A 22404-nucleotide genomic window follows, 5' to 3' on the forward strand; every position below is an offset into this window, starting at 1 on the left:
ATTATATGGGTCTAAAAGCATGCTAGCCAAAGTGTCTCGACCTGTTTTTACTGTTTTGTAACATTTTGTGAGACAAGCTTAAAGGCATGATTGAGTCGCTTCATTTCTTCTTCACTGCCTCTTGTGTCCGGATGATAAAGCTTTGATAGCTGTCTATAGCGTAGCTTTATTGCTTGTAAATCAGGGATGTGTTGTGGTGTGTAGCCAAACATGGCGCATGCGACGCTTAGCTTATGGTTCTCTGCCTGGGTTTTGGATTTCTTAAATTCTTTGAATACTTTCTCTAGCTGGCGTTTCAGTTGCTTGTTCGTAAACTCTAGCTCTTTAACTTTTGCCGCCATTCGCTGATTTTGGCTTTCCTCTTTGGCTTCACGCGCTTTTCTATTCTGCTTATGTTTCTTGATTACGAAGAAGCTTAAGCCGCTGATGATGAGTATCGCCGCTAGCCAGATCAGCCATAAAAACTGCGAGTATTCTACCTTGGGGTTTGCAACTGTGCTTTTCTCTTCTTGTGTTTGTTCAGCCTTTTTATCGAGCGACTTTATTTGCGAGACTTGTTTAGCTCGCAGTTGGTTGAAGTGCTGCTCTAACAGTTGATTATATGCTTGTTCTGCTGCTGGATTATGCTGAGAAGCCATTTGATACAAGGCTTCAGTCAATTGAGAAGTTGTGACCTTATCTTGATTGCGCTGAATAAAGTTAGCGAGAAGAAAGCCCCGATCGGTTGGGTCATTGAGTGCGATAGAGGTTAGCCAATATAACGCTTGTGTTTCATTTTTTTCGCCATTTATCCCTTTAGCAAAGTCGTTCGCGAGCTGTTTTTGCGCAGGGAGGTAACCTTGGTTGGCGGATTGCTCTAGCCAGTAGCGTGTTTCTGTTGAGGCTTCAGCTTTGTTTGATGCCAATAATTGTTGTGCGTACTCGTATTGTTCTATGGGGTCATTTGGAGCTTGAGAGGCAAGCGAGTAACCAGAAAAGCAGAGGCTAAATAAGCAGAGTAGGGCAGACGTTTTGACAGACATTGATATGTCAGGCCTAACGATTATGGTTAGGCCTGCTCCGGTAATTTTTTATTATTACCGCTATGGTGCAACCAAATTACTTCAGTGGCAAGATCTGGATTTCAACACGACGGTTGCACGCACGACCTTCAGAAGTTTGGTTTGAGCAAATTGGGTTACGTTCGCCGTAGCCACGTGCAATTGCACGACCAGGTGCAACGTTTTGAGATACTAGGAATTGACGTACGGACTCTGCACGACGCTCAGACAACGTTTGGTTGTATGACTCACTGCCCGTGCTATCAGTGTAACCGTCGATAACAAGGCTGGTATCTGGGTATTCAACCAAGATGCGAGCAACACCGCGTAGCGTATTATGAATGCTAGCATCAAGCTGGTAAGAGCTTGAAGAGAAGCCGATACCATTTTCCATACGCAGTAAAAGCTGGTTCTCACCAACACGCTGAACTTGTACACCAGAGTTTAGCAAAGCGCGACGCAATTCTGCTTCTTGTTGGTCAAAGTAGTAACCAACGCCAGCGCCAGTCGCTCCGCCTGCGGCCGCACCAATGAGTGCATGCTGACGACGTTCTTTAGCGTCATCGCCCGTTGCTAGACCGATTGCTGCACCAGCGATAGCACCAATAAGCGCGCCTTGCGTGGTTGAGTTAGTTTCGTATTCACCCGTTGTTGCATTTTGGCGTTGAGTGGCTTGACAGCCAGTAAGAGCTAGCACTAGAGCTAGTGCAATAGGCATCTTTTTCAAGGGAAAATCTCCGTATAAAACTGAGGCGAAACCATGCCTCATAATGGGATGCGAATTATGAATAAGTAAGCATTGATATTTGTTATGAGAAAGTAAGATTGATAAGAGTTTCTGTAAGAAAATTCTTATCGTTACTATCACAACTTCAAAAAGTAGGTCCCAATAACATTAGAATATTGGAACCTACGTCAATCAATTGCTGCTCTGGTTATTTCGATGGATTGCCCAACATTTTACGCGCTTGCTCGCCGCCAACACCACGGTTAACGGAGACTCTTCTACCTTTCTTTAAGCCCACTTCGTAGTCTTCGGTTAGGTTTTTCATCGCTTCTTTCAGTTGCTTCTTGAAGGTTTCGCGGTCAATGTTTTGGAATTCTTTATCAATATAATCATTGATTTTGTTGGCCGACTCTTCGTCTGGGGAAATGACTGGAAGTTTCTCTATCGCGCCCTCTACCCAACCAGATACAAATGAGTTCACGCGGCGAGTCACCTCTTGAGAAGAGGTGCCCGTACCTGCGAAGCTGTTTCGGAATTGTCCGGTACTTTCGTTCATCTCGCGATAAATAATATCGAAAGCAAATGCAGCAAAAATCGCGCGATCTGCTTCACCGATAAACTCGACACGTTTGAGCCCTTTGTGATTCAACAACACCGCTTCAACACCGAATTTAGTGTTAATGCCGCGAATCACTCGCAATATGGTAGAACTGATATTCGCTGGTAGTAGGTGGGAAGACTGTGTTTTCCCCATTCTGATAAACTCAATATCGTCTTTATCCAGACCATATTTGAGCATGAGGCGATGTGCCATTTTGATAGCATTGGCAGCCTCATTAACATTAGCGGAATTGCCCAGTTCTAAGCACTTGGCGATTTTTTTCAGAGCTTTTTGTTTATCCATCGACAACCAGTAACGAAAGCAGAAAATTTATGAAGTCAGACATATTACCTTTTTTGACATAAAAACGAAATACAAGGTGGGAGTGAAGGTGGTTTGTGGGCATAAAAAGAAGCCCCGCAGAAGGCGAGGCTAGGCGTTTTAGTTCGTCATAATCAGCATGAAGTCGTACTTGTGTCTAAGAAGCCATTCTTCATTAAGATTAGCTGGAATTACAATCCGAGCTGGTTGAGCAAGTCATCGGCATCATCGTTTGATCCCGACGATTTAGATTCTTTCTCAGCCATATTTTTACGTGTTGCTTCTAAAATATCGTCTGGATTTTCGTCTTCTGCGATTTCAAACTCTTCTAGTTGGATGAACTCAGTTTTGTCCATCGCCAACTCTAGATAGAAAATGTTGTTGTTTTCGGTGGAGAACGTCACTCGGCGAGCTTGAGGGCGGTCAAGGTTGGTGTCAACTTGTAAGATGACTTGCTTATTCAGCGCCATCATTTTGGGCTGGTTTTGTGTGATGTTCGTTTGCAGCTCTTTACGAATTTTATTGGTGAAATCTCCAACCAGTTGGTTCATTAGCTCACCCAGAACATCTCCCACCTCGTCAGAAGTATGAGATATTGCCAGTTCTTCTTCTGGCATACCCATATTACGCATGTAGTTGGTGTAGATCTCTAATGCGGCTTTTGCCGTAAAATTAATTACGACCAGCCCGGTAAACCCGCCATCAAACAGAACAAAACAGCCAAAATCTGGCTTGAGGCTAGTCTTGTGGATTTTTTGCACCATTGCAGAGTAATTTACTTGAGAAGATGTCGCCGAAGTTAGGACGCCAGAAACAGACTGGCAAAGTTTGAGAAGGATATCTTCAGTGGTCACAATTTTATTTTTTTTCATTCTGAAAACTCATCTAGAAACGCGATTCGTTCCCCAATGTAAGGCATCAAGCGTGAAAAAATAAAGCATAAGTTTAATTATTGTATCGAGATTCTGATTTGCTCGTCTTTTTAAATGTTGTAAAGTGACGAAATTCAAAGAATATTACTTCACTTACTCTTTTGTGGTGTTTTGTTTCGCTGAACGCCAACTTGTATGAGAAGTGAGCAAATAATTACATAACCCGCAGCTGATCGGATTCAGCGTCGTAGGGGCAGGAAGCAAATGTTACCAAGATTACACTCGCAAACTGATGTCGATCCTCTTGTTCTTAGTTTTCTGAAAGAGCTTGAGCACGCCGGATTCACTGGTGATATCGAAAGCCAATATTCAAGCCGACTCGCGGTTGCCACTGACAACAGTGTTTACCAGCAACTTCCTCAGTCTGTCGTTCATCCCAAAACGACAGAAGATGTTTCTCTCCTCGGGAAACTGAGCAATAAAGAAAAGTACGAACGAATCACCTTTTCACCTCGTGGTGGCGGCACAGGGACCAATGGTCAGTCGCTAACCAAAGGTATTGTGGTGGATATGTCTCGTCACATGAACAAAGTGCTTGAGATTAATGAGAAAGAAGGCTGGGTTCGTGTACAAACTGGTGTAGTGAAAGACCAGTTAAATGATGCGGTTCGCCCTTACGGTTACTTCTTCTCTCCGGACTTATCAACTAGTAACCGTGCCACAATTGGCGGTATGGTCAACACTGATGCTTCTGGTCAAGGTTCTCTGAAATACGGAAAAACATCCGATCATGTTTTGTCGCTACAAGCGGTGTTTGCTGATGGCTCAGTTTTAGAATCAGATCTGTCCAACGGCTACCCCGAAGAAGGCGAGTTTGCTGCCAAGGCGCTACGAGTAACGGAATCCGTATGTCGTGAAAAACGCCAGCAGATCGTGGATAAATTTCCTCCGCTCAACCGCTTTTTAACGGGGTACGATTTAAAAAATGCCTTGAATGAAGACGATGACCGTTTCGACATCACACGAGTGCTGTGTGGCGCGGAAGGTTCATTGGCATTTATTACCGAAGCGAAGCTAAATCTGACGCCAATTCCGAAAGCACGTACTTTGGTTAACGTTAAATACAACAGCTTTGACTCTGCGCTCCGTAATGCACCGTTGATGGTCGAAGCGAAAGCGCTATCTGTAGAAACCGTTGACTCGAAAGTACTTAATCTCGCGAAGCGAGATATCGTCTGGCACACCGTGAGTGATTTGCTTACCGATGTTCCAAATAAAGAGATGCTTGGCATCAATATGGTGGAATATGCAGGTCAGGACGAAGAAGAAGTTGCAGCGCAGGTTGCAGCGCTGACCGCCAAGCTCGATACCATGCTGGAAACAGAAGAAGCGGGCATCATCGGTTACCAAGTCTGTAACGATGTAGCGAGTATCGGGCGTATTTACAACATGCGTAAAAAAGCGGTGGGTTTGTTAGGCGCAGCAAAAGGCCGCGCTAAACCGGTCGCATTCGCTGAAGATACCTGTGTACCACCAGAAAACTTGGCTGATTTCATTGTTGAGTTTCGCGAACTATTAGATAGTAAATCGCTGAATTACGGCATGTTTGGTCACGTCGATGCCGGGGTGCTTCACGTACGTCCTGCGTTGGATTTGTGTGACCCGCACCAAGAAGCATTGATGCACGAAGTTTCTGATGAAGTGGTTAAGCTGGTGGCGAAATACGGCGGTTTGATGTGGGGTGAACACGGCAAAGGTTTCCGTTCAGAATATGGCCCTGAGTTTTTCGGTGATGAGTTGTTTACTGAGCTGAGACGTGTGAAGGCGGCATTCGATCCACACAACAAAATGAACCCGGGCAAAATCTGTACGCCGCTTGATAGCGATGCAGAGTTAGTAAAAGTTACCGATACCAAACGTGGTTACTATGACCGTCAGATTGACGTTCAAGTACGTGACAGCTTTAAGCAAGCGATGGAGTGTAACGGTAACGGTTTGTGTTTTAACTACGATACCAGCTCGCCAATGTGTCCATCGATGAAAGTAACAGCCGATCGTCGTCATTCACCGAAAGGTCGTGCGGGTTTGGTTCGCGAGTGGTTGCGTCAGCTCACTGAACAAGGCATTGATATCCTTGACTTAGAAAAGCAAACACTAGAAAACAAAACATCAATCAAAACCATGATTGACCGTGTACGTCATTCTATCAATCGTCGTCACGAATACGATTTCTCCCACGAAGTGTATGAAGCGATGAATGGTTGTTTAGCGTGTAAAGCGTGTGCGAGCCAGTGTCCGATTAAAGTCGACGTTCCGAGCTTCCGCTCACGCTTTTTAAACATTTATCACTCTCGTTACCAACGTCCAGCAAAAGATTATCTGGTTGCGAACATAGAGACTATGCTGCCGATGATGGCGAAAGCGCCAGGTGTCGTAAACGGTGTTTTGAAGCAGTCGTGGGTCAAGAGCTTAACGGCTTCAACAGTTGGGTATGTCGATGCGCCGCTGTTATCAGTACCTACGTTGAAACAACGAGTAGAGTCGCTGACAACGCCTTATGACCTGCAAGCGCTCAGCGGTTTGTCTTCGTCTGAAAAGAGCAAGCATGTTTTAATTGTTCAAGACCCATTCACTAGCTACTACGACGCCGATGTTGTAGAAGACTTCGTTAAATTATTGAAAAAGCTGGGCATGCATCCGGTGCTTCTGCCATTTAAGCCGAACGGTAAAGCACAACACATTAAAGGCTTTCTACGTCAGTTTAAGGATACAGCAGCCGATACAGCGAAGTTTTTGGCGATGGTAGCGGATCTGGATATTCCATTAGTTGGTGTCGACCCTGCATTGGTGCTGTGTTATCGAGATGAATACGCTGAAGTACTTGGCAGTAAGCGAGGTGATTTCGATGTACTAACGGCCCACGAATGGCTTTACCCAAGACTAGAAGAGTTTGAAAGCGGAGAGCATAAGGCGCAGGAATCTTGGTATCTGTTTGCGCACTGTACTGAAAAAACCAAAATGCCGAATGCGGAAAAAGAGTGGGGCGCTATTTTTGCTCACTTTGGTGCGGTTTTAAATACGGTACCGGTTGGTTGTTGTGGTATGGCGGGTACGTTTGGTCACGAGGTCGATAAGTTGTCGATGTCGAAAGACATTTACAATTTAAGCTGGAAGCCAAGCTTAGATAAGTTAGATAACGAGAGATGTTTGATTACTGGCTACTCTTGCCGCAGCCAAGTGAAACGCTTTGAAGGAACAAAGCCCAAACATCCCGTTCAGGCGCTGTTAACTTTGATATAATCACATCAAATTAAGCCCAGTTTTACTGGGCTTTTTTAGAAGTCACATACAACAATTTCAAAGGATATGAATCTTGAGAAAACTTGAACTCAAAGTCCCACCTGTTGCGGTGTTTTTGTTGGTCATACTACTCATGTATGGACTGACAGTTCTGGTGCCGAGCCTGAATATTAGTGTGCCCTTTGTCGAGGTTGTGGTTGGCGGGTTAACTTTGCTCTCTGGTTATATGGGCATTGCTGGTGTGTATGAATTCCATAAAGTAAAAACGACGGTTAACCCTGTAAAGCCTGACACGGCCTCTTCCGTGGTGAGAACTGGCGTATTTTCTTTTTCGCGCAACCCGATGTATATGGCGCTACTGCTTCTAATCATTGCAATTGGTTTGTGGTGGCAGCATTTGAGTGTGGTGCTTTGTGGCGTCGTATTTGTCAGTTATATGAATCGATTTCAAATCAAGCCAGAGGAACGTGTTCTAGAGCGATTGTTTGGTGAAGAGTATGTGGATTATAAAAACCACGTCCGCCGCTGGATCTAAGCATTGCGTTTAGTTTTATTTGGATGAGACATAAAAAGAAAGCCCAACGATCGACGTTGGGCTTTCTTTTAGTAAACACGTTTTTTGAGCGCTTCTGATAGGGCAGTCGATTAGGCTGCCTTAACGAACTTTGCTAGGAATGCATCCTTACGTTCATTGAAACGGCGTACAAGATCGTCAACCGCTTCTTGGTCATATGGCTTCAAGCCGCTTGCAACCATGCGTTTGATGCCTTTGCCAACGACTTCACCGTCTTCTTTGAACGCAAAGTTTAAGGTGACTACCCCACGTTTGCCTTCCACGTCGAACGTTGCGCCAGTGAAATCCACTTCAGGATGCGTAAGGTCTAAGCGTGAAAATTCAACTTCCATGCTTTCATAAATAACTAATGGACGTTGGCAGTTGATCATCATTTGCTTCTCTTCCATAAGAGGAACCATGATGTGAGGGAAGTTCATGCCAGAGAATTGCACGTAATTTGTTACGACATGCTCAATAAATGCGGGATCGTGATTAGTCTCACCTTCACGGGACATGTGTAAGTATTCTTTACCGGCCTCGTCAACAACGGCGCTTTCTTTTTCACACTTATTTTCAATATGAAGTGCTACACCATCGTTTACCATGCCAGAGAAGTTAAAACGCATCTTTTGGCTGACGCCTTCTTTACTAAGAAGCACAGCGAAAAGTAAATCCCCAGGGACACAAAAGCGTTTGTTGTCTTCATCGTGGATTGGGTTGTAGTCACCTGCGACACGTTTTGCAAAGTGGCTTGCTTGTTCGCGAGTGAACTGAAACTGGTGATTAGTGTTTGAAAAATAAGGTGTTAGAAACATAATTTTTACGTAGTAACCAAAACTGTGTGGGATTATATTCGAATATCTGCGTAGCAATGGTCCATCCAGTGAAAACTTCACCGTATCCTAACAATAAGACACTATTTCGGCGGATAAATCGTTAAAAACGCATACTTTAGCAACGCTTTTATTTGTGAAAGCAATAAACAGCGACTTTATTACGTCGGCTATTTTTAAAAGTATAGCAATAACAATATGCAAGTGTTCATAAAGATCGCTGGGAATACGTTTAGTGAGGAGATAAAAAAGCTCCACGCGAAACGTGGAGCCTTCAAATTATCATCCGGTTTTTAGATTAAGTGCTGGTAATGCTGGATTACTGAACACTTGGTAACAGACTCTCTGGCATAAGCGTGTTGTGGATAGCCAGCTTAAGCAGAGTATTCGCCTGTTCAATGTCCGGCGCAAAGTAGCGATCTTTATCGTAGAACGATACTTTTTCACGCAACATTTGTTTGGCAATCTCGATACGCTCAGAAGACTTGTTTGGTGCTCTAAAGTCTAGGCCTTGTGCTGCTGAGAGGTATTCGACCGCCAGAATGCCGCGAGTGTTTTCCCCCATTTCTTTTAATCTGCGAGCCGCGAAGGTTGCCATTGACACGTGATCTTCTTGGTTTGCTGATGTTGGCAAGCTGTCTACTGACGCTGGGTGAGCGAGCGTTTTGTTTTCGCTTGCTAGCGCAGCAGAGGTGACCTGGGCAATCATGAAACCAGAGTTCACACCACCATTATCGACTAAGAACGGTGGTAATTTTGATAATGCGCTATCGATAAGCAATGCCATACGACGTTCAGACAGGCTGCCGATCTCAGCAATCGCCAGTGCTAGGTTGTCAGCTGCCATTGCAACAGGCTCTGCGTGGAAGTTACCGCCAGAGATGATGTCGTCATCTTCAGCAAACACCAACGGGTTATCTGATACGGAGTTTGCTTCTACTTGCAATACTTCTGCAGCGTTGCGGATTTGCTGCAAACACGCCCCCATTACTTGAGGTTGACAGCGCAAAGAATACGGGTCTTGCACTTTTTCACAGTTAGTATGCGAATCACCAATGTCACTTGATGTATCCAATAGATGACGATAGGCCAGTGCAGCGTCCATTTGGCTGCGATGACCACGTACACGATGAATGCGTGGATCGAATGGACGTCGGCTGCCGAGAGCGGCTTCGACAGACATTGCGCCACATACTGTAGCCGAAGCGAAAAGATCTTCCGCGATAAACAGACCTTCTAATGCGAACGCTGTTGATGCCTGGGTACCATTTAGCAGCGCTAAGCCTTCTTTCGGTGCCAGAGTTATGGGTTCTAGACCTGCGATTTTTAATGCTTCTTGCCCAGAAATGATATTACCGTTGTGACGAGCTTGTCCTTCACCTAGTAATACTGTGCTCATGTGGGCCAGAGGAGCTAAGTCTCCTGAGGCGCCAACAGAGCCCTTTTTAGGTACACAAGGGTAAACTTGTGCGTTAACTAGGTCGGTCAGCATATTAATGACTTTTAGGCGAATACCAGAAAAACCACGAGACAGACTATTGATTTTCAATACCATCATCAGACGAACCGTTTCGTCTGACATAAACTCACCGATACCTGCCGCATGAGAAAGAACGATACTGCGTTGCAGTGTTTCTAGATCTTCCGGGGCTATTCGTGTGTTAGCCAATAGCCCAAAACCAGTGTTAATTCCGTAAACCGTTCTATCTTCCGCGATGACTCGGTCTACGACTTGCGTGCTTTCTTCAATGGCCGGAATGGCTTCAGGATCCAAAGTAAGGTTGACTGGTGAACGGCTCACTTGGCGTAGTTCGTTTAAGCTAATATGACCTGGCTTTAGCGTTAAATTTAACATCTCTTTCATCCTTACTTGAGCTTCTTCAGTTCTTCGTTGAGCATTGGCAAATCTAGCCCTTGCTCTGCTGCACATTGTTTAGCAATATCGTATCCCGCATCAGCATGACGCATCACGCCTGTTGCTGGGTCGTTATGCAGCACGCGGGCAATACGTTTTGAGGCATCTTCACTGCCGTCACAGCAGATAACCATACCTGAGTGTTGTGAGAAGCCCATACCTACGCCACCACCGTGGTGCAGTGAAACCCAAGTTGCGCCGCCCGCCGTATTGAGTAGTGCGTTTAATAGTGGCCAGTCTGATACGGCGTCAGAACCGTCCATCATGCCTTCGGTTTCTCGGTTCGGGCTTGCTACGGAGCCAGAGTCTAAGTGGTCACGACCAATGACAACGGGCGCCTTAAGTTCGCCATTTTTCACCATTTCATTGAATGCTTGACCAAGACGCTCACGATCTTTAAGACCAACCCAGCAAATACGTGCAGGTAAACCTTGGAACTGAATGCGCTCGCGCGCCATATCTAGCCAGTTATGTAAGTGCGGATTATCTGGAATTAGCTCTTTTACTTTTTGGTCGGTTTTATAAATGTCCTCAGGATCGCCAGAGAGAGCGGCCCAGCGGAAAGGACCAATACCTTCGCAGAATAGAGGGCGAATGTAGGCTGGAACGAAGCCAGGGAAATCAAATGCGTTTTCTATGCCTTCTTCCAGAGCCATTTGGCGGATGTTGTTACCGTAGTCGAGTGTTGCGGCGCCGCGACTTTGTAGCTCTAACATGGCTTGAACTTGCACTGCCATGGATTTTTTGGCTGCTTTAACGACCATTGCTTCATCTTGCAAACGCATTTCTGCAGCGTGAGACATGCTCCAGCCTTGTGGTAAGTAGCCATTGAGCGGATCGTGTGCAGACGTTTGGTCTGTTACTACATCAGGCGTGATATTACGTTCTACCAACTCAGAGAAAACGTCAGCTGCATTACCCAGTAGACCAACCGATACTGGTGTGTCTGATTCTTTGATGATAGCAAGCGCTTCATCTAAAGATGTCGCTTTCTTATCGACATAGCCTGTACGTAGGCGGTAATCGATACGCGATTCATCACACTCTACCGCAATCATGGAGAAGCCCGCCATCGTACCAGCTAGAGGCTGAGCACCACCCATACCACCAAGACCGCCAGTTAGAATCCATCGGCCTTTTGCTTCGCCGTCAAAGTGCTTTTTCGCAACAGATACGAATGTTTCGTATGTGCCTTGGACGATGCCTTGTGAGCCAATGTATATCCAGCTGCCAGCGGTCATTTGGCCGTACATCATCAAGCCTTGTTTATCGAGCTCGTTGAAGTGTTCCCAGTTTGCCCAATGAGGAACGAGGTTTGAGTTTGCGATAAGCACGCGTGGGGCGTTTTTATGGGTAGGGAAAACACCAACAGGCTTGCCTGATTGAACTAAAAGCGTTTGGTCATCTTCGAGTCTTTCAAGTACTTCAACAATCTTGTCGTAACATTCCCAGTTTCGTGCCGCACGGCCAATGCCGCCATATACAACCAGCGAATGTGGATGTTCTGCAACATCAGGATCGAGGTTGTTCATCAGCATACGAAGAGGGGCTTCGGTTAGCCAAGATTTTGCGCGCAGTTTATCTCCGTGAGGTGCACGAATTGTTCTGCTTGTATCAAGTCGTGGATCTTGTCCCTGGCGCTGTGTCATTTCAGACTCCTTTAGTTTCTCGTGATGACCAAGTACTTGCTTGGTCGTAATAATAAGTGGCATCTAGGATGCGTTATGGTTTGTGTTGCTTTTCCGCCATCGCGTTGGCGATATCCCAACACAAACGGGCAGCTAAGCGTGCAGTTTGACTATCGACGTCATAATTAGGGTTGTATTCGGCGATATCAGCCAGCATGAGCTTATTTTTGTAATGAAGAATTCGATCTAAAAAGGGGGCAATAGTGTCGTAACTAACTCCCCGAGCTGCTGGTGCGCTGACCCCAGGTGCGGTTGCCGCAGGAAATACATCCAGATCAATGGTCAAATAGAGGTAGTCACAGTCGTCAATAAAGTGTTGAAGCTGGGTTAAGTGATAACTGTGGTTTAGGTAGCAAAGCTGATTGTCTTCTACATACCAAACATTTAACGCATCTGCTTTTTCAAATAGCGCTTTAGTGTTGCTACTGCGGCTTACACCGATGCAAGCGTAATGAAAGTCCCAATCGTTACGTTGGCAAAAATGATGAATTTGGTTGAAGGGGGTGCCAGAGCTTGGTCTGATGTCGGCGATGCTGCTCTCGAATGCGCGTAAGTCGAAATGCGCATCGAAATTGATGATACCGATTTTAGGCTTCTTTTCTGGATGGTGCGCTTTAAAATACTCCGCTAAGCCGGAAAACGAGGCCCACGCAATCTCATGCCCGCCACCTAACACGATGACAGGCGTATGAGGTAGTGCGCTTGAAATGGTTGCCGCACATAGAGATTGGCTCTCTTCCAGTAAGTCGTCTTCGCACACCACGGTGCCTAAGTCATATAGTGGGACGTCTTGGTGCCATGCTAAATTAGCGAGTGCTCGTCGGATTAAATCTGGCGCTTTTTTCGCACCAATGCGTCCTTTGTTTCTGGCTACGCCAGCGTCGGTAGCAAAACCCAGTAATGAGACGCCATGCGCAACTGCCCCTAACTCATCTGCTTTCTGGCGTTGAACCACGTGATGAATTCGCTGACCAAGTTTGCCGTCCTCGGCATCATGACGGCCTTGCCAATGAAATAGGGGAGAGTGTAAGTCGAATTGAGACATATTATTGGCCTCCGTGTGAAATGTATTCACCATTTACTATACGACCTACCAGACGTTTTGCTCCGACTTGATAGCTTAAATCTGCAGGACTTTCGATATCCCAGATAGAGAAGTCCGCATCAAACCCTACTTTGATGGTGCCACGTGAGTTTTGATAACCCAGAGCTTTGGCTGCATGTTGCGTTACACCACGCAGTGCTTCTTGCGGCGTAAGGCGAAATAGTGTGCACGCCATATTCAGCATGAGTGTGAGATCAGAAAACGGTGATGTACCTGGGTTGACGTCCGTAGCAATTGCCATCGGCACGTTATGCTCTCTCAACAACTCAATCGGTGGTAACTGAGTTTCTCTTAGAAAATAAAAAGCGCCAGGCAGTAGAGTGGCGACAGTGTTTGAGCGAGCAAGTGCTTTAACACCTTGCTCATCTAAAAACTCGATGTGATCCGCTGACAAACCGTTGTATTGAGCAGTGAGGGCTGTACCACCGAGATTCGAAAGTTGCTCTGTATGCCCTTTAACCTTTAAGCCGTGGCGTTTTGCAGCTACAAACACTTTTTCTGTTTGTTCAAGATTGAAACCAATCGATTCACAAAAAACATCGACACTCGTGGCTAATTCTTCCTTTGCGACAACAGGGATTATGTCCTGACAAATGTGCTCAATATAGTCATCTGCACGGCCTTGGAACTCAGGCGGAATGGCGTGAGCGGCAAGAAGTGTAGTGGTGATTTTAACTTTGCGCTCTTGTTCAAGCATTTTGGCTGCACGGAGCATTTTTACTTCGTCATTCAGTGTCAATCCGTAGCCTGATTTCACTTCAATAGAAGTGACGCCGCTCGCGAGTAGCCCGTCTAAACGTGGTAACGCTAACTCAACTAATTGCGCTTCGGTTGCTGAACGCGTCGCATGCACCGTTGAAAGTATCCCACCGCCTTGTTTGGAAATTTCTTGATATGGCACGCCGTTTAAGCGCATTTCAAATTCGTTGGCACGATTGCCCGCATAAATAAGATGAGTGTGGCAGTCGATCAAACCTGGCAGAACTAACTTGCCTTGAAGGTCGATACTCTGAGCGTAATGTTGGGCAGACAGCAGAGACTCGGTTTGCGGTTCGTCTTCACCAATTGCACAGGTGCTGATCGCAACGATTTTTCCAGATTGAATGCCAATACGAGCAGGAGACGTTGGCAGATAACCGTGCTCTCCCGGTTGCATGGTGACCAGACGTGCGTTTTCAATCAGCAAATCCATGTTTGTGTCCCTGTGTTTATTTGTATCATTAAATGTATATACAAATAAATAGAGCAAAATAAGAACACTGACAAGATTGATGTTGCTAAAATGTGATCAAAACGTAGATCTAGAGGACCAATCTTGTCATTAAATGAGCACTTTTGAGCTCAGCTTATATTTGTTACCAGGGTGATAAAGTAGGGCGGTACTGACTAACTTATCTTGGCTCCACGTTCTGCGATTCAAGAGAAGGCAAGGCTCATTGGCTTGCATTTTTAAGTCTTGCTTAATACGGCCGTCAGGCACAATTGCCTCTACAGTATGTTCAATAGCGTTGAGTGGGCAATTATCTGACAGGTATTGATTCGGAGTGATTTGTGTGAAGTCTTGATTTAAATAACTCGGGGCATATTGGCTGTTCACCCAGCGGAGTTCTAATTGAATAGGCGTTTGGTCTTCATAGTGAATGATTTCACTGTAAAACACCGTTGTGCCAAGCATGACGCCGAGTTTTGTCGCAATGCTGTCATCTGCTTTTATGGCAACTTGTTTGAGCACTTTACTGCTATATTGTCGCCCTCGGTCGCTGACTTCTTCGGCAATGTTTCGAATGTCTAACAGAGGAGATTCTGACTTTTCACCAGGATCACACACAAACGTACCTAAGCGTGGGCGACGTTGTAATCTGCCCTCATTAACTAAGTCCCGAATTGCTTTGTTCACTGTCATTCTACTGACACCAAATTGCTCGGTAAGCTCAATCTCTGTGGCGATACGATGACCGACTATCCACTCTCCAGCATCAATTTTATCGAGGATAAATTGTTTGATTTGAATGTAGAGTGGTGCAGACATAATGATTTCCTTTTATTTGACTATACAAATACTGCTTAATTTAGGTACAAATTGCAAACATTTCTAGACGAACGCCCCACTTAGTGACAGAACAATCCTATTGTGGGGCTGAATGACTCTTGCTGCTGAGTATTATTTGGATTGATGATGGAATTCGAACATTTTCTTGTGGTCTATTGCTTGCAGAGTATAAAACAATTGTGTAAACAAACGATTATTAGAAGAAAAGTCGCTAAAAAGGAAAAACATGTTTAAAAAATTGAAAGCATCACTGGGGATCGGTTCTGCAAAAGTAGATACGATTTTAGACGAAATGAGCGTGTTTCAAGGAGCGACGCTGAAAGGGCATGTTCATATCAAAGGCGGAGACGTCGAACAACAAATTGATGCTATTACTATTAAGTTGAACACAGAGATGAAAGTCGAAGTGGATGATAGCGTAAGTTACCAAACGTTCACTATTGATCAGCTGAAGGCGGTAGACCCCTTTGTGATTCAACCTAATGAAGAGAAGCAGATTCCGTTTGAGCTAAAACTGCATGATGAAACGCCAATTACTGCGGTTAGCGCACTTAAGAATCAATGCCATGTTTGGGTTGAAACGACGTTAGATATTGATTTTGCGATTGACCCGCGTGACCGTGACTATATTGAAGTGAAACCACTACCAGTAGCATCTCGGGTTATTCAAGCGATCGAGCAAGCTGGCTTCACTATGGTTAAAGCCGATGTTGAAAAAGGCTTTTTGCGCGGTGGCTCGTTTGCTTCTCGCTCTGGAATTTATCAAGAGCTAGAGTTCCGAAATAACGGCTTTATCTCATCAAAAGAAATTGAGCTTTCTTTTATTCTGGAAGGGCAGGTCATGCATTGTTTGGCGGAGGTTGACCGTTCGCTCAGCTTGGCTGGGGACCAGTATCGCTCGTTTACGTTGCCGATCAATGCAACTGATGCTCAAGTCGCTGCCGCGGTTGCACCAACGCTAAATCTATAGTTCTCATCAACTTGATGAGAATATGTACCGATATCCTATTGTGAAAGCGATATCGGTACTGTTATCCATGTTTCGTGCGTTCTCTACGGCTAAAAACTCAAGCGCGGAGTTTTCCATTAGATATCGATAGCCTAATACCAGTTCATTAGAGGCATCAGCAAACTCTGCGGGTCCTTCTGTCGAGCCTTGATACCAATGGTATTCAAACATCAGGTGGTGGTTATCTTCCAATGCATAACGGTACCCAGCTGCAACGGCAATCGTATTATGCCGATAGGGTAGATCCAGCAAGGCGCGATCATCTGAGCGAAAAGTCATGCCAACCATCGAGTAAAATGCATGGGCGTCACTCAAATAACTGTAATTTATTTGGAAGCCTTGCTCGAAATTACTGCCTTGAAAAGTCCCGTGAGCAACATCATTAAAATATAAGCTGCCACCAATAGATAGGCCGTGATGTTCATTCTGAAACACTTGATATTGCAAATAAGTAGATAAGTTGTTGGCAAGCGTTTGTCCTTCGAAGTCGTCTTCCAGCACATCATATTGCGGCATTGAAATGTAAAAACGATCTCTGGCTACTTTATCCCGCCCATTCTGTCCGATACCGAAAAGGTTATGGAAGCTTTTAGTCAGTCCATCTAAATGGTTATCAGCGGCAAAAACCCACCGATAATTGAGTTCCCATTGCCAACGGCTATTGATTTGCCACTTGCTGCCTATTTCGATTTGATTGTGGTAATAATCCAGTGCGTATTCATCAGTATGAGCCCAAACACTGGCCACGGTTCCTGAGCCATAGGTCTCGACAAAATCAGAGGGAAGACTATGTCCTGAGCGCAGTATATTGGTATGGCTAACCACTTGCATCGGAGATTGTGCGTAAGAACGTAGCGGCCCATACAGGTCATTTGATGCCATGGCTGGTACACAGCATATCGAAGTGCTTAGAAGCCACATAAAGCGAGATTTGAAATAGATCATGATGAACACCTACATGCAAACTACTCAATAAAACAACTATATACCTAAATTGCACTTTGAGGTGGAACTAGGTGTGCTGGGTCCTGTGTTGGTTAATATGTATCAGGAACTATTATACCAGTTGTGTATTCAAGTTCTATTGGGAGGGGGTAACTCCGTTTGCAAATGATGTGAGCCCTTAAGAATAATCATCAGATTGTCGTGACGGGGCCTGAGGTTAAGTTCTTATGATAAAACAAAATCGCGCTTTGCAATCTAAATGTGAGCTAGGTACAATCCCATTTTCGATAACGGTCCGGTATTCGTGTTACCGAGAGGCCTTTATTGACTCTCAACTATTTTCAACAAATAGCTTCTAATTTGAATAACATGTGTTGCTTGGTGTGCAACACCACTGTAAAGGACATAGCATGCCTATTATTACTCTTCCTGACGGCAGTCAGCGTCAATTTGACAACCCAGTATCTACAATGGAAGTTGCGCTATCGATCGGTCCTGGTCTTGCAAAAGCAACGATCGCTGGTCGTGTAAACGGTAACCGCGTTGATGCGTGTGACCTAATTGAAGAAGACGCAAGCCTTGAAATCATCACCGTAAAAGATGAAGTAGACGGTCTAGAAATCGTTCGTCACTCTTGTGCTCACCTTCTTGGTCACGCTCTTAAGCAGCTTTACCCACAAGCTAAAATGGCGATTGGTCCAACCATCGACAACGGCTTCTACTACGATATCGACCTAGATGAGTCTCTAACGCAAGAAGATCTTGAAAAGATTGAAAAGCGTATGAAAGAGCTAGCGAAAACCAAGTACGAAGTTGTTAAGAAAAAAGTAAGCTGGCAGGAAGCGCGTGATACGTTTGAATCACGTGGCGAACCATACAAAGTGGAAATCCTAGACGAAAACGTATCTCGTGATGATCGTCCAGGTCTTTACCACCATGAAGAATACATCGACATGTGTCGTGGTCCTCACGTTCCTAACATGAGCTTCTGTCAACACTTCACTCTATTGAATGTGGCAGGTGCTTACTGGCGTGGTAACAGCGACAATAAAATGCTTCAACGTATCTACGGTACGGCTTTCCACGATAAGAAAGCACTGAAAGCGCATCTAACTCGCCTAGAAGAAGCGGCGAAGCGTGACCACCGTAAGATTGGTAAGCAACTAGACCTATTCCACATGCAGCAAGAAGCACCGGGCATGGTGTTCTGGCATCACAATGGTTGGTCTATCTTCCGTGATCTAGAAGTATTCATCCGCGCTAAGCTAGATGAGTACGGTTACCAAGAAGTAAAAGGTCCGCTAATGATGGACCGTGTTCTTTGGGAACGCTCTGGCCACTGGGATAAATACGCTGATGCAATGTTCACAACTTCTTCTGAGAACCGTGAATACGCGATTAAGCCAATGAACTGTCCAGGTCACGTACAGATCTTCAACCAAGGTCTAAAATCGTACCGTGATCTACCATTACGTATGGCAGAGTTCGGCTCATGTCACCGTAACGAACCATCTGGTGCACTACACGGCATTATGCGTGTACGTGGCTTTACTCAGGATGATGCTCACATTTTCTGTACTGAGAGCCAAATCCAAGAAGAAGTAACAAACTGCATCAAGATGGTGTACGATACGTACCAAACATTTGGTTTCGACAACATCGTAGTGAAACTGTCTACTCGTCCAGAGAAACGTGTAGGTTCAGATGAAATCTGGGATCAATCTGAAGAAGCATTGAAGCTGTCTCTTGAGTCGATGGATATCCCATACGAAATTCAAGAAGGTGAGGGTGCGTTCTACGGTCCTAAGATTGAATTCACACTATACGATTGTCTAGACCGCGCTTGGCAGTGTGGTACTGTCCAGCTAGACTTCAACCTACCAGGTCGCCTAGGCGCTACTTATGTAGGTGAAAATAACGAACGTCTTGTACCGGTAATGATTCACCGTGCGATTCTAGGTTCACTAGAGCGCTTCATTGGTATCCTTATCGAAGAATATGCTGGTTTCTTCCCAACTTGGTTGGCGCCAGAACAAGCAGTTCTTATGAACATTACTGATAAACAGTCAGGTTATGTTCAAGAAATAGTACAAAAACTACAAAAAAGTGGAATTAGAGCTAAAGCGGACTTGAGAAATGAGAAGATTGGCTTTAAAATCCGCGAACATACTTTGAAGCGTGTACCGTATATGCTTGTTGTTGGTGACCAAGAAATGGAAGCTGGCGAAATTGCAGTACGCACTCGTAAAGGTAAAGATCTTGGTAAATTTAAAGTGGATGATTTTATTGCATACATCCAAGACGAGATCTCTAGCCGTAAGCTCAATCTGGAGGAATAAGCTATTAAAGGCGGAAGACGTGGCCAACAGCCGGTAAAACAAAACCCGCACCGTATCAACGGTGAAATTCGTGGTATTCGTGAAGTTCGACTAACAGGCGCTGACGGTGAATCAGTTGGTGTTGTATCGATTCAAGAAGCCATTGCAGCTGCTGAAGAAGCTGGTATGGATCTCGTTGAGATCAGTCCTAACGCCGAGCCACCTGTTTGTCGTGTGATGGACTATGGTAAGTTCCTCTTCGAGAAGAGCAAAACTGCTAAAGAGCAGAAGAAGAAGCAAAAGCAGGTCCAGATCAAGGAAGTAAAATTCCGTCCTGGAACTGATATTGGAGACTATCAGGTAAAACTACGCAACCTGACGCGTTTCCTTGAAGAAGGCAACAAAGTGAAGGTAACAATTCGCTTCCGTGGCCGAGAGATGGCACACCAAGACATCGGTGTTGACGTTCTAAATCGTCTTAAGGAAGATACTGCAGAACTTGCTGTAGTTGAATCTTTCCCTAAGAAGATTGAAGGTCGCCAGATGATCATGGTGCTAGCCCCTAAAAAGAAGTAATTAACGGCTCATCAAGTAATTAAAACCTAGCCGCTTTCCTTTCGATAAAGGCATAACGGCTGGGTTTTGTTCGCCCTAATTACGTTGTTTATTAAACCTACTCAATGCGGAGTTATTCATCATGCCTAAGATGAAAACCAACAAAGGTGCTGCTAAGCGTTTTAAGAAAACTGCTGGTGGTATTAAGTACAAGCACGCTACAAAACGTCACATCCTGACTAAGCGTACTACTAAGAACAAGCGTCAACTACGTCCGAATGCAATCCTTCCAAAATGTGAAGTGGCTGCAGTAATCCGTATGTTGCCATACGCTTAATTCTTTTTAGTTATCAATCGTTTAGTTTAGGAGAAGCATAATGCCTCGCGTAAAACGTGGTGTACAAGCTCGTGCACGTCATAAGAAAGTTCTAAAACAAGCTAAAGGTTACTACGGTGCGCGTTCACGTGTTTACCGCGTAGCTTTCCAAGCAGTTACTAAAGCTGGTCAATACGCTTACCGTGACCGTCGCGCTAAGAAACGTCAATTCCGTCAACTATGGATTGCACGTATCAATGCGGCATCTCGTCAAAATGGTCTATCTTACAGCCGTTTCATCAACGGTCTTAAGAAAGCATCTATCGAGATCGACCGTAAGATCCTTGCGGACATCGCAGTATTCGACAAAGCTGCATTTGCAGTTCTAGTTGAAAAAGCGAAAGCTGCTCTTTAATTAGCAGTTTAGGATTAAGAGAAGGAGAGCATTAGCTCTCCTTTTTTATTGCTAAAATATATACCCAAATATTTTTCAGTTTTTCCATTCAGAATCTTGTCTATCAGTCTTCCCGATTTGATTAGTGATCGCTGCTCTATTGGTAATAAAATGGCTTGGGTATATATTTTACGTTTATAAGGGACTAAAAATGATCTACACAACGACAGAAAGCATTCCGGGCAAGCAGATCTCTGAAATAAGAGGGGTTGTAACTGGCAATGTTGTTCAATCAAAACACATCGGTCGTGACCTCATGGCGGGTATCAAAAGCATTGTTGGCGGCGAAATTCGAGGTTACACGGAAATGATGACCGACGCGCGTGATATAGCTATACAGCGCATGGTAGCAGACGCTGAATCTAAAGGTGCAGATGCGATTGTAGGGATTCGATTTACCACGAGCTCAATCGTAGATGGTTCTTCGGAAATTTTGGCATTTGGTACTGCAGTGAAACTGGCGGACTAGTCTACTTGAATAGCAGTGCAAAAATGCTAATAGAGAGCGGTGAATTATTATGCATTTACCGTTCTGTTCCTTTTAGGTTAATTATTCTAGATTTTTGCAGAGCGAATAGGTTTATATTCTCAACTCTACGTTACTATTAAAATTAATTGCGATGATTTAGAGTAATTGCTTCACTTTTGTTTTGTGTATCATTTTATATTCATAATGAAATTGAATTCATATTGAATTTTCCATTTATCGTGTGAATTTTGATTTTGATATATTAATTCATATTTTTCTTATAAAAATATGAACTTATACCTTGCCAAGCGGTTCTAAATTGTTACAAATACTATACAGCTGTAACATTGCCAAAAGGAATTGTAGATGAGAGATCTGACTCCCGAATACTTGCTAGCCGCATTACGCCAAGCGATTAAAACAAAAGGGCTAACATATCGAGAGCTATCTGAGAAAATGGGCATGCCGCTGTCCACTTTTAAGAGACACTTAACAAGCACAAATCTCGCTTTGGATAAACTGCTTGAATATTGTAGAGCTGTTGATTGCACGTTAGATGAACTACAAAAGCTTGCGAATCAATTACAAGGCGAAGACGAGGATTACTTTAGCCGTACGCAAGATGAAGTCTTTTTTCAATTTCCCCATCTTTACGATTTTTATCGTGAATTGAGAATGCTGCGAGGCAAAGATGGATATTCCATTTTAAAGAAAAAGTATGATTTGTCTGAGCAGAGCATGTCTGATTACCTAAAAGCTTTGGAGTTATTGGATCTTGTTTACGTTGATGAAGATAAAAATATAACGTTGCACGGGCCGTTATATTACAGCTATGCAGAAAACTCCAAGCTCAATGATAAATATACGGAAATCATAAAAGAACAGACAACAACCCACGATAAATGCGTTCGTGTGGCTTTGGCACGAATGAAAATTACCGAAGAGCAGCTTTTGCAATTGGAAGATCAAGTCGCAAAAACGGTTATCGATTTTCATTCCAAAAATGTTGTGGCAGAGAACTTCAACGTCTCTGATTTTACTAATATTGTTCTACTTGCAGGGCCACATCAACCAGTCACATTCTCTGATGGAATTATCGAGACAGAAGGGCGATTTATTGACGATATTCGTTATGCCATTGCATCTGCAGGTGATAAACCAAGCCTCTCGATTTAGAAATTCAGTCTTTTACTTAAAGAGAATCGCTTTCTCACTATGTTATTGAGTTTTGCAGCTCTAATATTGAAAGGAAGCAGTAAAAGAAAAGCCCAAGACAGAGCACACTTTGTAAATAGAGCATCTATCAGTTGCTGTTTTGAATCCAAACTTT

Annotated in this window: 20 protein-coding genes; 9 read left to right on the forward strand and 11 right to left on the reverse strand. The window is 44.4% G+C overall.

The window, feature by feature from the left end; translation table 11 throughout:
• Positions 1 to 47: 47 nt before the first annotated feature.
• From ACHFJ9_RS14215 to ACHFJ9_RS14230, 4 genes are all read right to left on the reverse strand, one after another.
• Complete coding sequence (locus tag ACHFJ9_RS14215) at positions 48 to 1022, reverse strand: J domain-containing protein (RefSeq protein WP_395357215.1); 975 nt, start codon at positions 1020 to 1022, stop codon at positions 48 to 50.
• Positions 1023 to 1098: 76 nt separating this feature from the next.
• Positions 1099 to 1758 (reverse strand): OmpA family protein, encoded by a 660-nt coding sequence (locus ACHFJ9_RS14220; RefSeq protein WP_005377956.1) that lies wholly within the window; start codon positions 1756 to 1758, stop codon positions 1099 to 1101.
• A gap of 217 nt (positions 1759 to 1975) precedes the next feature.
• Positions 1976 to 2671 (reverse strand): DUF2786 domain-containing protein, encoded by a 696-nt coding sequence (locus ACHFJ9_RS14225; protein WP_005395879.1) that lies wholly within the window; start codon positions 2669 to 2671, stop codon positions 1976 to 1978.
• Positions 2672 to 2880: 209 nt separating this feature from the next.
• A complete protein-coding gene (locus tag ACHFJ9_RS14230) occupies positions 2881 to 3561 on the reverse strand; it encodes a DUF3334 family protein (protein ID WP_005395880.1) in 681 nt (226 codons plus the stop codon).
• A 264-nt stretch (positions 3562 to 3825) separates the two neighbouring features.
• Here ACHFJ9_RS14230 and ACHFJ9_RS14235 point away from each other — a divergent pair, with 264 nt between their 5' ends.
• Both ACHFJ9_RS14235 and ACHFJ9_RS14240 read left to right on the forward strand, forming a co-directional pair.
• The gene (locus tag ACHFJ9_RS14235) at positions 3826 to 6861 is read left to right on the forward strand and encodes an FAD-binding and (Fe-S)-binding domain-containing protein (RefSeq protein WP_395357217.1); all 3036 of its coding nucleotides are present in this window, start codon (positions 3826 to 3828) and stop codon (positions 6859 to 6861) included.
• A 73-nt stretch (positions 6862 to 6934) separates the two neighbouring features.
• Positions 6935 to 7396: an isoprenylcysteine carboxylmethyltransferase family protein gene (locus ACHFJ9_RS14240; protein WP_114322445.1), complete on the forward strand. Its 462-nt coding sequence runs from the start codon at positions 6935 to 6937 to the stop codon at positions 7394 to 7396.
• 110 nt (positions 7397 to 7506) lie between these two features.
• On the opposite strand, the gene ACHFJ9_RS14245 is transcribed toward ACHFJ9_RS14240, so the two are convergent.
• From ACHFJ9_RS14245 to hutC, 6 genes are all read right to left on the reverse strand, one after another.
• On the reverse strand, positions 7507 to 8232 hold the full coding sequence (locus ACHFJ9_RS14245) for a DUF3581 domain-containing protein (RefSeq protein ID WP_005395883.1): 726 nt from the start codon (positions 8230 to 8232) through the stop codon (positions 7507 to 7509).
• A gap of 337 nt (positions 8233 to 8569) precedes the next feature.
• A complete protein-coding gene (gene hutH, locus ACHFJ9_RS14250; protein WP_012841910.1) occupies positions 8570 to 10105 on the reverse strand; it encodes a histidine ammonia-lyase in 1536 nt (511 codons plus the stop codon).
• Positions 10106 to 10116: 11 nt separating this feature from the next.
• Complete coding sequence (gene hutU, locus ACHFJ9_RS14255) at positions 10117 to 11814, reverse strand: urocanate hydratase (protein ID WP_395357220.1); 1698 nt, start codon at positions 11812 to 11814, stop codon at positions 10117 to 10119.
• Between the two features lie 73 nt (positions 11815 to 11887).
• Positions 11888 to 12898: a formimidoylglutamase gene (hutG, locus tag ACHFJ9_RS14260; protein ID WP_253643692.1), complete on the reverse strand. Its 1011-nt coding sequence runs from the start codon at positions 12896 to 12898 to the stop codon at positions 11888 to 11890.
• Position 12899: 1 nt separating this feature from the next.
• On the reverse strand, positions 12900 to 14150 hold the full coding sequence (gene hutI / locus ACHFJ9_RS14265; protein WP_395357222.1) for an imidazolonepropionase: 1251 nt from the start codon (positions 14148 to 14150) through the stop codon (positions 12900 to 12902).
• Positions 14151 to 14279: 129 nt separating this feature from the next.
• The gene (hutC, locus tag ACHFJ9_RS14270) at positions 14280 to 14987 is read right to left on the reverse strand and encodes a histidine utilization repressor (RefSeq protein WP_046874833.1); all 708 of its coding nucleotides are present in this window, start codon (positions 14985 to 14987) and stop codon (positions 14280 to 14282) included.
• Between the two features lie 247 nt (positions 14988 to 15234).
• Between hutC and ACHFJ9_RS14275 the strand changes: the two genes are divergently transcribed.
• On the forward strand, positions 15235 to 15978 hold the full coding sequence (locus ACHFJ9_RS14275; protein WP_046874834.1) for a sporulation protein: 744 nt from the start codon (positions 15235 to 15237) through the stop codon (positions 15976 to 15978).
• A gap of 6 nt (positions 15979 to 15984) precedes the next feature.
• Here the strand turns inward: ACHFJ9_RS14275 and ACHFJ9_RS14280 are convergent, their stop codons facing one another.
• Positions 15985 to 16962: a DUF3187 family protein gene (locus ACHFJ9_RS14280; protein WP_256898979.1), complete on the reverse strand. Its 978-nt coding sequence runs from the start codon at positions 16960 to 16962 to the stop codon at positions 15985 to 15987.
• Between the two features lie 410 nt (positions 16963 to 17372).
• Here ACHFJ9_RS14280 and thrS point away from each other — a divergent pair, with 410 nt between their 5' ends.
• From thrS to ACHFJ9_RS14310, 6 genes are all read left to right on the forward strand, one after another.
• Positions 17373 to 19301 carry a threonine--tRNA ligase gene (gene thrS / locus ACHFJ9_RS14285; protein ID WP_395357225.1) on the forward strand — a complete coding sequence of 643 codons (1929 nt, stop codon included), beginning with the start codon at positions 17373 to 17375 and terminating at the stop codon, positions 19299 to 19301.
• A gap of 54 nt (positions 19302 to 19355) precedes the next feature.
• Positions 19356 to 19856 carry a translation initiation factor IF-3 gene (gene infC / locus ACHFJ9_RS14290; RefSeq protein ID WP_302470007.1) on the forward strand — a complete coding sequence of 167 codons (501 nt, stop codon included), beginning with the start codon at positions 19356 to 19358 and terminating at the stop codon, positions 19854 to 19856.
• Positions 19857 to 19977: 121 nt separating this feature from the next.
• A complete protein-coding gene (gene rpmI / locus ACHFJ9_RS14295; protein ID WP_005377932.1) occupies positions 19978 to 20172 on the forward strand; it encodes a 50S ribosomal protein L35 in 195 nt (64 codons plus the stop codon).
• Positions 20173 to 20212: 40 nt separating this feature from the next.
• On the forward strand, positions 20213 to 20566 hold the full coding sequence (rplT, locus tag ACHFJ9_RS14300; RefSeq protein WP_004727974.1) for a 50S ribosomal protein L20: 354 nt from the start codon (positions 20213 to 20215) through the stop codon (positions 20564 to 20566).
• 190 nt (positions 20567 to 20756) lie between these two features.
• The gene (locus tag ACHFJ9_RS14305) at positions 20757 to 21074 is read left to right on the forward strand and encodes a heavy metal-binding domain-containing protein (protein WP_005377919.1); all 318 of its coding nucleotides are present in this window, start codon (positions 20757 to 20759) and stop codon (positions 21072 to 21074) included.
• Between the two features lie 366 nt (positions 21075 to 21440).
• Complete coding sequence (locus tag ACHFJ9_RS14310; RefSeq protein WP_006741660.1) at positions 21441 to 22250, forward strand: helix-turn-helix domain-containing protein; 810 nt, start codon at positions 21441 to 21443, stop codon at positions 22248 to 22250.
• Positions 22251 to 22404: the final 154 nt, after the last annotated feature.

Origin of the sequence: Vibrio sp. D3 (assembly GCF_043995865.1) — a bacterium.
GTDB lineage: Bacteria > Pseudomonadota > Gammaproteobacteria > Enterobacterales > Vibrionaceae > Vibrio > Vibrio diabolicus.

Bases quoted from the DNA above. Each gene is read 5' to 3' on its own strand.
- ACHFJ9_RS14215 (WP_395357215.1), bottom strand. From the start codon at position 1,022: ATGTCTGTCAAAACGTCTGCCCTACTCTGCTTATTTAGCCTCTGCTTT.
- ACHFJ9_RS14220 (WP_005377956.1), bottom strand. From the start codon at position 1,758: ATGCCTATTGCACTAGCTCTAGTGCTAGCTCTTACTGGCTGTCAAGCC.
- ACHFJ9_RS14225 (WP_005395879.1), bottom strand. From the start codon at position 2,671: ATGGATAAACAAAAAGCTCTGAAAAAAATCGCCAAGTGCTTAGAACTG.
- ACHFJ9_RS14230 (WP_005395880.1), bottom strand. From the start codon at position 3,561: ATGAAAAAAAATAAAATTGTGACCACTGAAGATATCCTTCTCAAACTT.
- ACHFJ9_RS14235 (WP_395357217.1), top strand. From the start codon at position 3,826: ATGTTACCAAGATTACACTCGCAAACTGATGTCGATCCTCTTGTTCTT.
- ACHFJ9_RS14245 (WP_005395883.1), bottom strand. From the start codon at position 8,232: ATGTTTCTAACACCTTATTTTTCAAACACTAATCACCAGTTTCAGTTC.
- hutH (WP_012841910.1), bottom strand. From the start codon at position 10,105: ATGTTAAATTTAACGCTAAAGCCAGGTCATATTAGCTTAAACGAACTA.
- hutU (WP_395357220.1), bottom strand. From the start codon at position 11,814: ATGACACAGCGCCAGGGACAAGATCCACGACTTGATACAAGCAGAACA.
- hutG (WP_253643692.1), bottom strand. From the start codon at position 12,898: ATGTCTCAATTCGACTTACACTCTCCCCTATTTCATTGGCAAGGCCGT.
- hutI (WP_395357222.1), bottom strand. From the start codon at position 14,150: ATGGATTTGCTGATTGAAAACGCACGTCTGGTCACCATGCAACCGGGA.
- hutC (WP_046874833.1), bottom strand. From the start codon at position 14,987: ATGTCTGCACCACTCTACATTCAAATCAAACAATTTATCCTCGATAAA.
- ACHFJ9_RS14275 (WP_046874834.1), top strand. From the start codon at position 15,235: ATGTTTAAAAAATTGAAAGCATCACTGGGGATCGGTTCTGCAAAAGTA.
- ACHFJ9_RS14280 (WP_256898979.1), bottom strand. From the start codon at position 16,962: ATGATCTATTTCAAATCTCGCTTTATGTGGCTTCTAAGCACTTCGATA.
- thrS (WP_395357225.1), top strand. From the start codon at position 17,373: ATGCCTATTATTACTCTTCCTGACGGCAGTCAGCGTCAATTTGACAAC.
- rpmI (WP_005377932.1), top strand. From the start codon at position 19,978: ATGCCTAAGATGAAAACCAACAAAGGTGCTGCTAAGCGTTTTAAGAAA.
- rplT (WP_004727974.1), top strand. From the start codon at position 20,213: ATGCCTCGCGTAAAACGTGGTGTACAAGCTCGTGCACGTCATAAGAAA.
- ACHFJ9_RS14305 (WP_005377919.1), top strand. From the start codon at position 20,757: ATGATCTACACAACGACAGAAAGCATTCCGGGCAAGCAGATCTCTGAA.
- ACHFJ9_RS14310 (WP_006741660.1), top strand. From the start codon at position 21,441: ATGAGAGATCTGACTCCCGAATACTTGCTAGCCGCATTACGCCAAGCG.